15 protein-coding genes and 1 riboswitch are annotated in these 15,305 nt (G+C 69.5%); all 15 genes read left to right on the top strand.

Going from position 1 to position 15,305, the window contains the following annotated elements:
• Nucleotides 1-68 precede the first annotated feature (68 nt).
• The 15 genes from JHY01_RS08890 to JHY01_RS08820 all read left to right on the top strand — a co-directional run bounded on the left by JHY01_RS08890 (nt 69) and on the right by JHY01_RS08820 (nt 15,231).
• Nucleotides 69-1,322: an ABC transporter substrate-binding protein gene (locus tag JHY01_RS08890; RefSeq protein WP_205325271.1), complete on the top strand. Its 1,254-nt coding sequence runs from the start codon at nt 69-71 to the stop codon at nt 1,320-1,322.
• 101 nt (nt 1,323-1,423) lie between these two features.
• Nucleotides 1,424-2,371, top strand: coding sequence for a carbohydrate ABC transporter permease (locus JHY01_RS08885; RefSeq protein WP_205325270.1), 948 nt, complete (start codon nt 1,424-1,426; stop codon nt 2,369-2,371).
• Complete coding sequence (locus JHY01_RS08880; RefSeq protein WP_205325269.1) at nt 2,368-3,213, top strand: carbohydrate ABC transporter permease; 846 nt, start codon at nt 2,368-2,370, stop codon at nt 3,211-3,213. The genes JHY01_RS08885 and JHY01_RS08880 overlap by 4 nt, the downstream gene beginning before the upstream one ends.
• Entirely contained in the window at nt 3,210-4,466 is a 1,257-nt protein-coding gene (locus tag JHY01_RS08875) for a family 1 glycosylhydrolase (RefSeq protein WP_205325268.1), read from the top strand. Before JHY01_RS08880 ends, JHY01_RS08875 begins: the two co-directional genes overlap by 4 nt.
• Before the next feature lie 103 nt (nt 4,467-4,569).
• Nucleotides 4,570-4,676: riboswitch (TPP riboswitch) on the top strand.
• Entirely contained in the window at nt 4,669-5,403 is a 735-nt protein-coding gene (gene thiE, locus JHY01_RS08870) for a thiamine phosphate synthase (RefSeq protein WP_205325267.1), read from the top strand. Its footprint overlaps the riboswitch before it by 8 nt.
• Nucleotides 5,403-6,932 carry an FAD-dependent oxidoreductase gene (locus JHY01_RS08865; protein WP_205325266.1) on the top strand — a complete coding sequence of 510 codons (1,530 nt, stop codon included), beginning with the start codon at nt 5,403-5,405 and terminating at the stop codon, nt 6,930-6,932. Before thiE ends, JHY01_RS08865 begins: the two co-directional genes overlap by 1 nt.
• On the top strand, nt 6,929-7,120 hold the full coding sequence (gene thiS, locus JHY01_RS08860; RefSeq protein WP_205325265.1) for a sulfur carrier protein ThiS: 192 nt from the start codon (nt 6,929-6,931) through the stop codon (nt 7,118-7,120). Before JHY01_RS08865 ends, thiS begins: the two co-directional genes overlap by 4 nt.
• Before the next feature lie 2 nt (nt 7,121-7,122).
• Nucleotides 7,123-7,914, top strand: a complete 792-nt coding sequence (locus JHY01_RS08855; protein ID WP_205325264.1) for a thiazole synthase — start codon at nt 7,123-7,125, stop codon at nt 7,912-7,914.
• The gene (gene thiD, locus JHY01_RS08850; RefSeq protein ID WP_205325263.1) at nt 7,911-8,852 is read left to right on the top strand and encodes a bifunctional hydroxymethylpyrimidine kinase/phosphomethylpyrimidine kinase; all 942 of its coding nucleotides are present in this window, start codon (nt 7,911-7,913) and stop codon (nt 8,850-8,852) included. Before JHY01_RS08855 ends, thiD begins: the two co-directional genes overlap by 4 nt.
• Nucleotides 8,853-8,989: 137 nt before the next feature.
• Nucleotides 8,990-10,582 carry a phosphomethylpyrimidine synthase ThiC gene (gene thiC / locus JHY01_RS08845; RefSeq protein ID WP_205325262.1) on the top strand — a complete coding sequence of 531 codons (1,593 nt, stop codon included), beginning with the start codon at nt 8,990-8,992 and terminating at the stop codon, nt 10,580-10,582.
• Nucleotides 10,583-10,936: 354 nt separating this feature from the next.
• Complete coding sequence (rplM, locus tag JHY01_RS08840) at nt 10,937-11,380, top strand: 50S ribosomal protein L13 (RefSeq protein WP_205325261.1); 444 nt, start codon at nt 10,937-10,939, stop codon at nt 11,378-11,380.
• Nucleotides 11,381-11,404: 24 nt separating this feature from the next.
• Nucleotides 11,405-11,962 (top strand): 30S ribosomal protein S9, encoded by a 558-nt coding sequence (gene rpsI, locus JHY01_RS26530; protein WP_205325260.1) that lies wholly within the window; start codon nt 11,405-11,407, stop codon nt 11,960-11,962.
• Nucleotides 11,963-12,110: 148 nt separating this feature from the next.
• Nucleotides 12,111-13,439 carry a phosphoglucosamine mutase gene (glmM, locus tag JHY01_RS08830; protein WP_205325259.1) on the top strand — a complete coding sequence of 443 codons (1,329 nt, stop codon included), beginning with the start codon at nt 12,111-12,113 and terminating at the stop codon, nt 13,437-13,439.
• A gap of 79 nt (nt 13,440-13,518) precedes the next feature.
• Nucleotides 13,519-14,394, top strand: a complete 876-nt coding sequence (locus JHY01_RS08825; protein WP_205325258.1) for a LemA family protein — start codon at nt 13,519-13,521, stop codon at nt 14,392-14,394.
• Nucleotides 14,395-14,544: 150 nt separating this feature from the next.
• Nucleotides 14,545-15,231 (top strand): hypothetical protein, encoded by a 687-nt coding sequence (locus JHY01_RS08820; protein ID WP_205325257.1) that lies wholly within the window; start codon nt 14,545-14,547, stop codon nt 15,229-15,231.
• Nucleotides 15,232-15,305 lie beyond the last annotated feature (74 nt).

Raw genomic sequence — 15,305 nt, 5'->3', positions numbered from 1 at the left:
CGATTGCAGTCACACCACCAATTGACAGCACCGCCTGTGATTCTCAGTCGCGGTGGGAGGGAACTGAAATGAAACGCAAGACCGTTCTTATCGGCGGCGCCGGGAGCGCCGCGCTGGCGCTCCTCGGCTCCGGTTGCTCGGAGAACGAGGTCGGCGGCCCGGCCACCCTCACGTTCTGGCACGGCTACACCGAGGCCGACGGCGACGTCCTCCAGGGCATCGTCGACGACTTCAACGCCTCGCAGAGTGACATCACGATCAACACCGAGGTCAAGACCTGGGCCAGCATCGACGACACCCTGCTGACGGCGCTTTCGGCCGGCGAGGGCCCCGACATCGTGGCGATGCCGGCCGAGCGGCTCCCGATCTACGCCGACAAAGGCGCGTTCGTCGAGCTCACCGGCTTCTACGCCGACGACTCCTCCAACACCGCGAACCTCATCCCGGGCGCGGTCTCGATGATCGAGGTCGAGGGCACCAAGTACGGCGTGCCCACCGGTTTCGTGCCGCTGGCCGTCTACTACAACACCGCGCTCTTCGAGGCGGGCGGCGTCACCGCGTTCCCGGGCACCTGGGACGAGTGGGTCGCCACCGCCAAGCAGCTCACCGTTGACGAGGACGGCGACGGCACGCCGGAGCAGTACGGGGTGGTCCTGCCCGACCACGCCACGGTCGCCAATGGACTCTGGCCGTCCCTGTTCTACGGCAACGGCGGTGACATCGTCAGCGAGGAGATCGACGCGGTCATCGACTCGCCCGAGAACGCCGCGACCCTCGAGTACTGGCGTAAGGCCATTGTGGATGACAAGATCTCGCCGACGGGCATCGACGGCGTGGGCGCCGACGAGCTGTTCGGCGCGGGCAAGGCCGCCATGACGATCGGCGGTCCGTGGATGGCCTCGATCGCCGCCGAGAACGGCATCGACTGCGCGATCGCCGCGATCCCGGCCGGTCCCGTGACGCAGGCCGCGTCGGCCATCGGCGTCTCCATGGCCGTCACGGTCGACGCGGACGACAACGCCCGCGCCGCCGCCGAGGAGTTCTTCGCGTTCTTCCTCAACGACGAGAACGCGGCCGCCTGGTCGCTCGGCTCCGGCTGGCCGCCGCTGCGCACCGACGTGCCCGCCGAGGCGGTCAACTCCAACCCGGTCGTCGCCGCGCTGACCGAGATCGCCGACCTCGGGCGGCCCCTGCTGCCGGGCGTCGTCAACAGCGTCGACGTGCTCGCCGCCGTGGACGAGCTGACCCAGCGTGCCATCGCGGGCGAGGACATCGACGGGCTGCTCGCCGAAGCGCAGGAGACCGTCCAGAACGCGCTCTAGGCCCGGATCAGCCGTCCTCAAGAGACGGTCAAACAGGACAGCGATCGACGGGGACGCCGCCCCTCGGCGTCCCCGCCGCCCCAAGGGGAGTGAAGGAGACCATGACCACCGCACCACCGACGGGCCGCCGGTACCGCCCGCCCGCACCGCTGGGGGGACGCCGCCGCGTCGAAAGCCCTAAGCACCGCACCGCGATCGCCGCCGCGTTCCTCGCGCCCGCACTGATCGTCCTGGGCCTGTTCACGATCTGGCCGATGCTCTCGGCCCTGCGGCTGTCCTTCACGGACGCCAGCGGCTTCGGCGAGCCCGAATGGGTCGGCCTCGAGAACTACATCGAGGTCTTCACCGACCCCGACCTGCTGGGCGCCGTCACGAACACCGCGCTCTACACGGTCCTGTTCACCCCTGTGGCGGTCGCCGCGGCCCTCGGCCTGGCGCTGCTGCTCAACAACCCGCGGCTGCCCTTCCGGAGCTTCTTCCGCACCGCCCTGTTCGTGCCGTTCGTGGTCTCCTTCTCCGTGGCGGCCTTCGCCTGGAGCTACCTCGTCGACCCGCAGGTGGGCCTCCTCAACTACTGGCTGCGCGGCCTCGGCATCCAGCTCGGCAACGTGCTGGAGGACCCGAACCTGGCCATGCCCATGGTCGTGCTGGTCGCGGTCTGGAAGCTCTTCGGCTTCTACTTCGTGATCTTCCTGGCCGGCCTGCAGGACATCCCGACCTCGATCTACGAGGCGGCCCGCATGGACGGCGCCGGGGTGTGGTCGCGGCTGCGCAACGTCACGCTGCCGATGCTCTCGAACACGATGGCGTTCGTGCTCGTCTTCGCGATGATCGCCGCCCTCCAGGCCTTCGACCAGATCTACGTGATGACCGGCGGCGGCCCCTACGGCAGCACCCAGACCCTCGTCATGGAGATCTACGAGTCCGGCTTCCGCAAGCTCGAGATCGGTTTCGCCTCGGCCCTGTCGTACGTGCTGCTCGTCGCGACCCTGCTGCTGAGCCTGGCGCAGTTCGTGTTCTTCGGCCGCAAAGAAAAGGACCTGGCATGAGCACCGCACGCCGCTCGCTGCGCGACCTCCGGCCCTCCACCGTGCTCACCACGATCGCGTTCGTGGTCGTCACCGCCGTCGTGCTGCTGCCGATCGCGATCATCGTGCTCACCGCGTTCAAGCCCGTGGCCGAGGTCAACGCCTACCCGCCGAGCCTCCTCCCGGAGGACTGGACGCTCGCCAACCTGAAGACCGTCACCTCGGAGCTGCCGTTCGCGCGTCTGGTCGGCAACAGCTTCGTCTTCGCCGGCGGCGTGACGCTGTTCGCGCTCATCTTCGACTCGCTCGCCGCGTACGCGTTGGCGCGCTTGGACTTCACGGGCCGGAAGTTCCTGCTCATCGCCATCATCGCGACGCTGATGATCCCGTTCCAGGCGACGCTCATCCCGCTGTACCAGCTCGTGGCCGACCTCGGCTGGGTGAACACGTACACCGGGCTCATCGCGCCTCGCGCCGCCGACGCGTTCGGGATCTTCTTCCTGCGCCAGTTCTTCCTCGCGCTCCCGCGGGACATCGACCAGGCCGCGCGCATCGACGGCGCGGGGGAGTTCCGGATCTTCAGGTCCATTGTGCTCCCGAATGCCGTTCCCGCCCTGCTCACACTGGGGCTCTTCACGTTCGTCAACAACTGGAACGACCTGCTGTGGCCGCTGGTGTTCACCACCGACGCCGAGATGGGCACGATCACCTCCGGCCTGACCCAGCTCACCGGACCCAGCGGCATCGTGCCCCACGGCGTGATGATGGCCGGCTCGCTCATCGCGATCCTGCCGCTCGTCATCGCGTTCCTCTTCATCCAGCGGCGCTTCATCGAGAACATCGCAACGACAGGACTCAAATGACCGGCTCTCCCAACTGGCACCGCGACGGCGGCATGCACTTCGCCGTAGGTGTCGAGGACACCTTCGTGCCCCAGGCCGGACCGGGCGAACGGCCGATCGACGAGTACGAGCTCACCGAGCACTACGAGCGGTGGCACTCCGATCTCGGCCTCGCCGTCGAGGCGGGCGCCGAGCTGGTGCGCTGGGGCGTCCCGTGGCACCGCATCCAGCCCGAACCCGGGCGCTGGGACTGGGGCTGGCTCGACCGCGTCATGGACCGCTACGCCGAACTCGACCTTCGGCCCATTGTGGACCTCATGCACTACGGCACTCCACTGTGGCTCGATCGTCAGTTCGCGAACCCGGACTACCCGAAGCTCGTCGCCGAGTACTCCGCCCGCGTCGCCGAACGCTACGCGCACCTCGGCGTCACCGACTACACGCCGGTGAACGAGCCGATGATCCACGCCCTGTTCTCCGGCGAGTACGCGTACTGGCCCCCGTATCTCTCAGGGCCGCAAGGACTCTCGACCATGGTCGGACAACTCGCCCGCGGCTTCGTGCTCGCGCAGCGCGCCATGCGGGACGTCCTCGGCGACCGCGCCGTCTTCGTCCACGTCGACGCCGGCATGCGCTACGTCGGCGACACCGACGCACCCGAGCACCGCGAGCACGCCGCGCGCCTGAAAGACCAGGTCTTCCTCGTCGAAGACCTCGTCACCGGCCGCGTCGACGCCGACCACCCGCTCGAGGTGCACCTGCGCGCCAACGGCTGGGTCGACGCCGACCTCGCCTGGTTCGCCGAAGCCCCCGTGCAACCCGACGTCATGGGCGTCAACTACTACCCGCGCCACTCGACCGAGCTGTTCGAAGCCGGGGTCTTCCACGGCGGCGGCTTCCGCGACCCGCGCCCGACCCGCGACGACGGCGTCGCCGGCATGGACGAACTCCTCCGCGAGGCCCACGCCCGGTACGGCGCGCCCGTGATGCTGACCGAGACCTGCGTGACCGGCTCGGTCAAGGAGCGGATCGACTGGCTCGACGAATCCGTTGCGGCCCTGCACGGCCTGCGCGCCTCCGGCGTCGACGTCGTCGGGTACACGTGGTGGCCCCTGTTCGACATGTACGAATGGACGTACCGGCACTCCGAGCAGCCGCGCGAGGCGCACCGACTCACCATGGGGCTGTGGCGACTCGAGGAGAGCGCGACCGGTCTCGAGCGGGTGCGGACCGACATCGTCGCGCGCTTCCGCCACCATGCGCGCGGCGACTAGCCGCCCTGGGCGACCGCTTCGCGGGCTGGAAGGCGGTGTCCAATTCCTGACACCGCACTTGCGAGGAGCCCTCGCGATGACGTAGCGTAACGGCCGTAAACGAATAAACCCACGGGAGTCCGATGCATCGGGCTGAGAGGGGACTTGGTAGTCCCGACCGTCGAACCTGATCCAGATCATGCTGGCGCAGGGAGAAGGAGCTATGCGCGCTACTCGTCTACCTCGACTCCACGTCATCACCGACACCCGCGGCCCGGTCGCACTGCCGGCGAACGCGCTGCGGAGCGGCCCTCTCGCCGCCATCGAAGCGGCGCTGGCCGCCGGAGCCCGCCTCGTCCAGGTCCGGCCCGAGGACCACTACACCGATCGCGCGGCCTTCGACCTCGCCACCGCGATCGCCGCACTCTGCGACCAGTACGGCGCACTGTGCCTGGTCAACGACCGCGTGCACCTCGCGCAAGCGATCGGCGCCGACGGCGTCCACCTCGGCGCGGAGGACCTCCCGATCGACGCCACCCGACGCCTCCTCCCGGCAGCCTCGATCATCGGCGGCACCGCCCGCGACCCGGAATCGGCGCGAGCCGCGCGCCGTGCCGGGGCGAGCTATCTCGGCGTCGGCCCGGTCTGGGGCACCACCACCAAAGCCGGTCTGCCGCAACCGATCGGAATCGAGGGTCTCGCCGCCGTCTGCGAGGCCGTCGACCTTCCGGTGATCGCCATCGGCGGCATCACCGCGGAGCGCGCGGCGCTCTGCCGCGAGGCCGGAGCCCACGGTGTGGCGGTGGTCGGCGCGGTCTCGGCCGCCTCGGACCCGCGCCAGGCGACCGCGGACCTCCTTGAAGCCGTGGGGGAGAACCCGGCGGAGTGGCGTGTAGGGCCGCTACCAGCGGGTGAGGCTCCCGATCCGGGCCTCCTGCGAGGGGCGGGCGAAGCCTGATGCGCATCGCCATCGTCGGCGCCGGATCGATCGGGCTCGCCGTCGCGTGGCGGGCCGCCCAGTCCGGCGCCGAGGTCGTCGTGCACGATCCGGACCCGGGTTCGGGCGCCTCGCGCGTGGCCGCCGGGATGATCGCACCCGTCACCGAATCCCATTACGGCGAAGAGGCACTCGGCCCGTTCATGGCCGCATCGGCCGACGCCTGGCCCGGCTTCGCCCTCGAACTCGAAGCGGCGTCCGGACTCGCGATCGGGTTCCGCGATGTGCCCACGCTGCTGGTCGGCGTTGAAGACGGCGACAGGGCCGAGATCGACCGGCAAGCCGAGCTGTACCGGTTCACCGCAAGGAATGTCGAGACCCTCGCCGCACGCGTCGCGCGCAAGGTCGAACCTCTGCTCAGTCATCGCGTGCGCGGCGGCGTGCTCGTCCCGGAGGACCGCGCGGTCGATCCGCGAGCAGTACATGACGCACTACTGATCGCCGCCGAGCGCGCCGGGGTCGGACTCCGGGCCGAACGCGTCGACGACCTGGCCGCGCTCGACGCCGACCAGGTGGTCATCGCGGCCGGATGCGGATCGGCGAACTTCGTCGGTGCGGGTGCGGGTGCGGGTGCGGGTGCGGGTGACAGCGTCGAGGCGCCGCGCGACAACACGGGTGCCGCCACGGACAGAGGCGGAATAGCGGCGCGCGGCGAGTGCTCTGATACCGCCGCAGGCGACGGCCCCATCGGAGACCGCGGCCAATCCGCAACCCGCTGGAACCTGCCGGTTCGCCCAGTGCGCGGCGCAGTGCTGCGACTGCGAGCCGTCGGCGATCAACCGCGCCCTCGAACAACCGTGCGCGGCTACGTGAAAGGCCACCCGATCTACATCGTGACCCGCGAAAGCGGCGAAATCGTCGTAGGCGCATCGAGTGACGAACGCGGGTTCGACCAGCGCACCGGCACCGCCGGAGCGGTGCACGACCTGCTTCGCCGGGCGATCGAGCTCGTGCCCGAGATCGCCGAGTACCACCTGGACGAAGTCAGCGTCGGCTTCCGCCCGGGCACGCCCGACAACCTGCCGCTCATCGGCCGCCTCGACCCGCGCACTGTGGCCGTGACCGGTCACTACCGCAACGGCATCGCGCTCATCCCGGCAACCGCGGCCGGAGTCGCGGCCCTGCTCGCCGGGGAGGAAGAAGTGATCCCGGCGGCCTTCGACCCGCTGCGGTTCGAACGGTCGCGGAGCGAGGACGCCGATCGTTTCGGGCGCAGGGACGGTCTGTCCGGGTCGCGATTCGAAGGCGCCCCCGATTCCATATCGCCCCATGGATCTGACACGCCCGATCGGCGTGAGGACGCCGGCGGACTCGATCCGGTTCCGCGCGCGGGCACGGGCGGACCCGGACCGGGTCGCGCGACCCGTGGCGAAGCAGCGCCGGTCGAAGCCGACGCCGATCGCCGAAAGGCGGCACGGGTCGACACGACCGCGGCGAGTCGGAGATCCGCCCCAGCCGAAGGCACGACCGCTCAGCAGGAGGAATCGTGAAGATCGAGGTCAATGGCGAAGCGCGCGAAGGCATCGCCACCATCACCGACGCCGTCGCGGCCGTCACCGGCGCCCGCCGCGGGATCGCCGTGGCGCTCAACGGCGAAGTCGTGCCGCGATCCGAATGGGACCGTCCGCTCGCCGACGGCGATGCCGTCGAAGTGCTCACCGCGACCCAAGGAGGCTAGCCATGGACCACCACGCCACCAGAACCGACGCCGACCTCAAGATCGCCGACAAGACCTTCAGCTCGCGCCTCATCCTCGGCACCGGCGGCGCCGCCAACCACGCCCAGCTCGCCGAGGCCATCACCGCCTCCGGCACCGAACTCGTCACCGTCGCACTGCGCCGCGTCGACCCCAGCGCCTCCGGCTCGATTCTCGACGTCATCGAACGCTGCGGCGTCGACCTCCTCCCCAACACCGCCGGATGCTTCACCGCCGAGCAAGCCGTCCGCACCGCCAAACTCGCCCGCGAAGCCTTCGGCACCAACTGGATCAAACTCGAGGTCATCGGCGACGAGGACACCCTCCTCCCCGACCCGGTCGAACTCCTCGACGCCGCCGAGACCCTCGTCGCCGACGGCTTCACCGTCCTGCCGTACACCAGCGACGACCCCGTGCTCGCCCGCCGCCTCGAAGACGCCGGGTGCGCCGCGGTGATGCCCCTCGCCGCGCCCATCGGCACCGGACTCGGCGTCCGCAACCCGCACAACATGGCGTTGATCTGCGAGAACGCCAACGTCCCCGTCATCTGCGACGCGGGCATCGGCACCGCCTCCGACGCCGCGCTCGCCATGGAACTCGGCTGCTCGGCGGTGCTCCTCGCCACCGCCGTCACCCGAGCCGCCGACCCCGCGCTCATGGCCGCCGCCATGCGCGACGCCGTGAACGCCGGCCGCGCCGCCCGGCTCGCCGGCCGTATCCCCAAGCGCCACCTGGCCAACGCCTCGTCGAGCTTCGAAGGGATGGCCGACCTGTGAACCCGGCAGATCCGCCGCGGCGGAGCCCGCGGGGCGGAGCTCGGCACACGCCGCCCGTCGCCCTCACCATCGCCGGGTCCGACTCCGGCGGCGGCGCCGGCATCCAGGCCGACCTCCACACCTTCGCCGCGCATCACGTGCACGGCACCAGCGTCGTCACCGCGATCACCGCTCAGAACACGCGCGGCGTCAGCGCCGCGGAGGCGGTCGGGGCGGACCTGGTCCGCGCCCAACTGGACGCGGTCCTCGGCGATTTCTCGGTAGCGGCCGTCAAGACCGGGATGCTCGGCGGCGACGCGCTGCTCGCGCTCGTCGCCCAGTACGGCGAGGCCGACCGGCTGCCGAACCTCGTGGTCGACCCGGTCATGGTCACCACCACCGGCGACTCCCTGTTCGCGGGTGACCCGGCCGCGTACCTCGCACGACTCGGCCCGCTCGCGACCATCCTGACGCCCAACCTGATCGAAGCCCGGCAGCTGCTCGGCCGCGAGATCACCACTGTGGACGACATGCGCGAAGCCGCACGCGCGCTGGCGACGTACGGGCCGCGAGCGGTGCTGATCAAAGGCGGCCACCGCGAGGAGCCCTCAGCAGGTGAGCGGGGCACTGGATCGGATGAAGGGAGTCAGGGCGACGAGCCGGGCGACTCCGCTTACGCGCCAGGCGCATCGAGCACGGCCGTTGACGTGCTGTGGTGCGACGGTCAGATGCTCGACCTCGCCGCGCCGCGGGTCGCGACCCGCAACGACCACGGCACGGGCTGCACGCTCGCCTCGGCGATCGCGGCGCGGCTCGCGCTCGAACACCCGCTGCCCCAGGCGATCGCGGGCGCGAAGGCATATGTGACCGAGGCGCTGAAGGCCGCGGCCGATTGGCGTCTCGGCCTAGGCCCAGGTCCCGTCCACCACCATCACGGCCGAAAGAGCGCGCCCCTGTGAGCGGGCTTGACCGCTCCGCCGCGGCGGGAGGCTCAGGTGGCCCCCGATTTCACCCTGACAGAGGGGTTTGACATTTCCGTGCCGCCGCTTCGCGCGGCCGGCCGGAGCCGATCGATCGATATTTGCGAGGAGACAGCATGAACGGCAGAAGCAAGGTCTATGTCGAAGGGCCCCAGAACGACATCCGGGTCCCGTTCACCCAGGTCGAGCTCACCGGCGGCGAGCCGCCGGTCCGGCTCTACGACACCTCCGGGCCCGGTTCCGACCCGGAGGTCGGGTTGCCGAAGCTCCGCGAGGCGTGGATCGCCGAGCGCGCCGACGCCGCCGCGAGCAGGATCGAGCACGAAGGCGCCCAGCTCGACTGCCCCACCCAGCTCCACTACGCGAAGCAGGGCATCGTCACCCCCGAGATGACGTTCGTCGCGATCCGCGAAGGACTCGAGGCCGAGTTCGTGCGCGACGAGATCGCAGCGGGCCGCGCGATCCTGCCCGCGAACGTCAACCACCCCGAGACCGAGCCGATGATCATCGGCAAGAACTTCCTCACCAAGATCAACGCGAACATCGGCACGTCCGCCGTCTCGGACTCGGTCGCCGCCGAGGTCGAGAAGCTCACCTGGGCCACCAAGTGGGGCGCGGACACCGTGATGGACCTCTCCACCGGCAAGCACATCCACGAGACCCGCGAGCACATCATGCGGAACTCCCCGGTCCCGATCGGCACCGTCCCGCTCTACCAGGCCCTCGAGAAGGTCAACGGCGACCCGGTCAAGCTCAACTGGGAGGTCTACCGCGACACCATCATCGAGCAGGCCGAACAAGGCGTCGACTACATGACCGTCCACGCCGGGGTCCTCCTGCGCTACGTGCCGCTCGCCGCCCGCCGCGTCACCGGGATCGTCTCCCGCGGCGGCTCGATCATGGCCGCCTGGTGCCTCGCCCACCACGAGGAGAACTTCCTCTACACGCACTACCGCGAGCTCTGCGAGATCTTCGCGAAGTACGACATCGCGTTCTCCCTCGGCGACGGCCTGCGCCCCGGCTCCATCGCCGACGCCAACGACGAGGCCCAGTTCGCCGAGCTCCGCACCCTCGGCGAGCTCACCCACATCGCCTGGGAGTACGACGTCCAGGTCATGGTCGAAGGCCCCGGCCACGTGCCGATGCACAAGATCAAGGAGAACGTCGAGCTCCAGCAGGAGATCTGCGGCGAGGCCCCGTTCTACACGCTCGGCCCGCTCACCACCGACGTCGCCCCCGCCTACGACCACATCACCTCCGCGATCGGCGCGGCCATGATCGGCTGGTTCGGCACCGCGATGCTCTGCTATGTGACGCCGAAGGAGCACCTCGGCCTGCCCAACCGCGAGGACGTCAAGGAAGGCGTGATCGCCTACAAGATCGCCGCCCATGCCGCCGACCTCGCCAAGGGCCACCCGAAGGCCCAGGAATGGGACGACGCGCTCTCCAAGGCCCGGTTCGAGTTCCGCTGGCAGGACCAGTTCAACCTCTCGCTCGACCCCGACCGGGCCCGCGAGTACCACGACGAGACCCTCCCCGCCGAGCCCGCGAAGACCGCGCACTTCTGCTCCATGTGCGGCCCCAAGTTCTGCAGCATGAAGATCAGCCAGGAACTGAAGGAGTACGCGGAGAAGGGCATGGCCGACAAGAGCGAGGAGTTCACCTCCTCCGGCGGCAAGGTCTATCTCCCGGTGGTCGAAACGACCTGATCGTACCCAGTACGCGGTACGGGAAACGACGTACAACGTACGATGTACGAGGCGCAGCGTGCGACGCATCGGCACGTCGTACTGTGCGCGGAGCCCGCGCTCGGGCTGTAGCCGAGGTCACGGCGGCCGCCTTCAAGGGGGCCGCCACCACCGCGTAGACTCGGTACCTGTTGTTCGAGTGCCTCCGCACTGAGCCGACCAGCGGCTCGCAGTTCCACGCGGAGACGCTGTCCAACGAATCCCACGCCGACGGCCTCGCCGCCGAGCGCGCCGATACCGGCCCCGGGGATTCAGGCGGTCCCGCGCTCATCTGCGGGATTCGTTCCACACCGACAACGAAAGCTAGGTAAACCTGTGCGCACGTACAGCCCTAAGCCGGGTGACATTGACCCGCAGTGGCTCGTGATCGACGCGACCGACGTGGTGTTGGGCCGGCTCGCGACGCACGCTGCCGATCTGCTCCGCGGCAAGCACAAGCCGACCTTCGCGCCGAACGCGGACACGGGTGACTACGTCATCATCGTGAACGCCGAGAAGATCGTGCTGACGCGGAACAAGCTCCAGACCAAGAAGGCCTACCGCCACTCCGGCTTCCCCGGCGGTCTCAAGGAGAAGTCCTACGCCGAGTTCATGGAGAAGGCCCCCCACAAGGTGGTCGAGAAGGCCGTCTTCGGCATGCTGCCGAAGAACAAGCTCGGCCGCGCCGTGTCCAAGAAGCTGAAGGTCTACGCGGGTCCCGGTCACCCGCACGCCGCCCAGCAGCCGAAGCCGTACGAGATCAAGAAGATCGCGCAGTAGGCGCGGGCGTAGAGGAGCATGCACATGAGTGACGAGATCCAGGCCACTGAGGCCACCGAAGCCGCCGAGGTCGCCGAGACCGAAGCCCCCGAAGCCGTCGAGACCGAGGCTGTCGAAGCCCCCGTCGAGATCCCCGAGGTCCCCGCCGACGTCGCCGCCGCGCCGTCAGTGCCGAGCATCCCCGTGGTGCCCGCCGACCGCGCGATCCAGACCGTGGGTCGCCGCAAGCGCGCGATCGCCCGCGTCCGCCTGGTGTCCGGCACCGGCAAGTACGTCGTCAACGGCAAGACCCTCGAGGACTACTTCCCGAGCAAGGTCCACCAGCAGACCGTCGCGGAGCCCTTCGTGACCGTCGAGGCCGGCGACAACTTCGACGTCCTGGTGAACATCCACGGCGGCGGCGCCACCGGCCAGGCCGGCGCGCTTCGCCTCGGCATCGCCCGGGCCCTGGTCGAGATCGACCCGAACACCCGCCCGGCCCTCAAGGCCGCCGGCTTCCTGACCCGCGACGCGCGCGAGAAGGAATCGAAGAAGTACGGCCTCAAGAAGGCCCGCAAGGCACCGCAGTACTCGAAGCGCTAGCACGTCTTCCCCGCCCACGGCGGAGCCTGCGAGCCGTAGGTTTCGCGGAGCGGGGATACGCGCTAGTCTGCACAAGCGACGGGGCTGCCGAGGAGGACATCCTCGGCGGCCCCCGTTTTTTATGCCGAAAACGATGGGAAGCCACACCGTGTCACGACTGTTCGGGACCGACGGCGTACGAGGGCGGGCGAACGCCGACCTCACGCCCGACCTGGCACTCCGCCTCAACATCGCCGCCGCGCGCGTCCTCGGAGCGACTGACCGCCGCGCCGTCGCCGTCATCGGCCGCGATCCCCGCGCCTCCGGCGAGATGCTCGCCGCCGCCAGCGCCGCGGGCCTCGCCGCGGCCGGCGTGAAAGTCATCGACCTGGGCATTCTTCCCACTCCCGCGGTCGCCCACCTCACGGCCCTGACGGGCGCCGACTTCGGCGTCATGGTCTCGGCCTCGCACAACCCCATGCCGGACAACGGCATCAAGTTCTTCGCGGCCGGCGGCCGCAAGCTCCCCGACGAGGTCGAGGACGCCATCGAGGCGGCCATGAACGACGATTCGCCGCTGCCGCAGGGCGACGGCGTGGGGCGCATCGCCCGCTCGGTCGATCCGGTCGAGGCGTACATCGAGCACCTGGTCGCGGCCTGCCCGCACTCGCTCGACGGCATCAAGGTCGTGCTCGACCCCGCGAACGGCGCGGCCACCGGCGCGGCCCCCGAGGCACTGCGACGGGTCGGTGCCGAGGTCATCACGATCAACGCGGACCCCGACGGGCTCAACATCAACGAGAACTGCGGGTCCACCCACATGGGGGGGCTGCGTGCGGCCGTCGTCGAGCACGGCGCGCACGCCGGGATCGCGCTCGACGGCGACGCGGACCGCTGCCTCGCGGTGGACGCGAACGGCGCCGATGTGGACGGCGACGCCATCATGGCGGTCCTGGCGCTCGCGATGCGCGAGGCCGGGCAGTTGCGCGGCGACACGCTGGTCACGACCGTGATGAGCAATCTCGGCCTGCACCAGGCGATGGGCGCGGCGGGGATCAAACTCGAGGTCACCGGGGTCGGTGACCGCTATGTGCTCGAGCGCATCGGCGAGGGCGGCTATTCGCTCGGCGGCGAGCAGTCGGGGCACATCATCATCTCCGACCACGCGACCACGGGCGATGGGACGCTCACGGCGATCATGCTCCTCGCGCGCATGGCCGCCACCGGAAAGCCCTTGGCGGAACTCGCCTCGGTCTTCACTCCCGCGCCGCAGGTGCTCGTGAACGTGCGGGTCACCGACAAGTCCGTGATCGACCATGAGGACGTGCGCAGCGCGGTGGCGCTGTGGCAGGCGAAGCTCGGCTCCGACGGCCGGGTCCTGTTGCGGCCCTCCGGTACTGAGCCGCTGGTCCGGGTCATGGTGGAGGCTTCCGAGGAGCCGGTGGCGCGGACGGTGGCGGCAGAGCTCGTGGCGGTCGTCGAGCACGCCATGGGCTGATTTCGACCATATTCGATGCAGCGGGAGGGCTCCTGAGCGGTGCCCTCCCGTTGGCATAGATGCACTAAGCTCACGCTCTATGGGTAACCCAATCATCTGGATCCTGATCCTCCTGCTGTTGATCGGCTTGATCCTGGTCTTCGCGGCCCTCGGCGGCCGCAACAAGCTGGTGCGAATGCGCAACATCACCCAGGAGTCTTGGGCGCAGATCGATGTCGAGCTCCAGCGTCGTTACGACCTGCTGGACAACCTGATGTACGTCGTGCAGCAGGCGGCGGGTTCCGAGAACGCCACGCTGCGGCAGGTCGCCGAGGCGCGTGCGATGGCCATGCAGACCCGGCAGGACCCGAACGCGGGCCACGGCCAGCAGGGCGCGGCCGAAGGCCAGCTCGGGAACGCCATCCGCGGCGTGATCCACATGCAGGAGTCGTACCCGGCCTTGCAGACCAACCAGAACTTCCTGCAGCTCCAGCAGGAGATCACCGAGACCGAGAACCGCATCGCGGCCCCGCGCCGGTTCTACAACGCGAACGTGCGCGAGTACAACACCGCGCTGCAGGTCTTCCCCGGTTCGATCTCCGCGAAGATGGGCGGCTTCAAGCCCGAGGAGTACTTCGAGCTGGACAACCCGGCGGCCCGTACGGCCCCGAAGATGCGCGACATGGGCCAGCCCGCCTACATGCAGCAGCCTCCGGCCGGCCAGCAGCAGCAGATGCCGCCGCAGCCCGCGCCCGGCCAGATGCCTTACGGGCAGCCGCAGCAGGTCGGCTACCAGCAGCAGATGCCGCAGCCGGGGTACGGCCAGCCCGCCCCGCAGCCCGGTTTCGGGCAGCAGCCCCAGCCCGGTTACGGCGCCCCGCAGCCGGGGTACGGCCAGCAGCCCCAGCCGGGCTACCCGCAGCAGCCCCAGCAGCCCCAGCAGCCCGGATACGGCCAGCAGCCCTACGGCCGGTAGCGCCCTTCCTGCTCGATGCGCCCTCGGCGACGCTCGTGAGTCGCACTTCCGCCCTTCTCGGCGAAGCCTGCGAGCCGTGATCCAGCACTTCCGGCGAAGCCTGCGAGCCGCACATCAGTCCTGAAAAGCCCGTAAGAAGGAACCACCCCAGTGAACGAGACACTGCTCGCCTCGAGCAGCAGCGGCGACATGCCCTGGTGGGCTTATGTCCTGTGCCTGATCGTGGTCGGCGCCGGCGCGTACTTCGCTTGGCGCGCCCGGCAGAAGAAGATCGCGATGTACCGGGCCTGGGCGGCCCAGTACGGCTTCCACTACGAGCCCAGCGACAACTCGGTCACCGGACTGTCCACTGAGGATCCCTTCAATGAAGGCCACTCGCGCAAGGGCATCGACGTCTTCCGCGGCATGTACAAGAACGTGCACGTCGTGTTCTTCCAGTACCAGTACTCCACCGGCAGCGGCAAGGAGCGCAAGACGTTCAACCACCAGGTGGTGGCGATCGGACTGCCGACCGCGCGGCCGCTGCTGGACATCGGCCAGGAGAACTTCCTGACCAAGCGTTTCGCGAAGGACATCGACTTCGAGAACCAGGCGTTCAACGACTTCTTCCGGATCAAGTCGCCGAACCGCCGGTTCGCGTACGACATCATCCACCCCCGCACCATGGAGTGGATGCTGCAGGACCAGCGCGCCCGTTCCTACCCTTGGCGCTTCGAAGGGCCGTGGCTCATGACCTTCCGGTCGGGGGCGCTCAAGCTCGAAGAGGTCTTCTTCTACGCGGACTTCTTGATCGACGTCCTCGCCCAGGTGCCCAGACACGTCTGGTCGAACAACTGACGACCCGCCGGGGGGGGGGGGGCGGCGCCGGGCCGCGCCGGGGCGCCCCGGGCACCCGGGGGGGGTGGCGCCGG

This window comes from Glycomyces sp. YM15 (assembly GCF_016918015.1).
Classification (GTDB): Bacteria; Actinomycetota; Actinomycetes; order Mycobacteriales; family Micromonosporaceae; genus Glycomyces.
The sequence above is the reverse complement of the archived record's forward strand: the minus strand, read 5'-3'. Positions and strand labels throughout refer to the sequence as shown.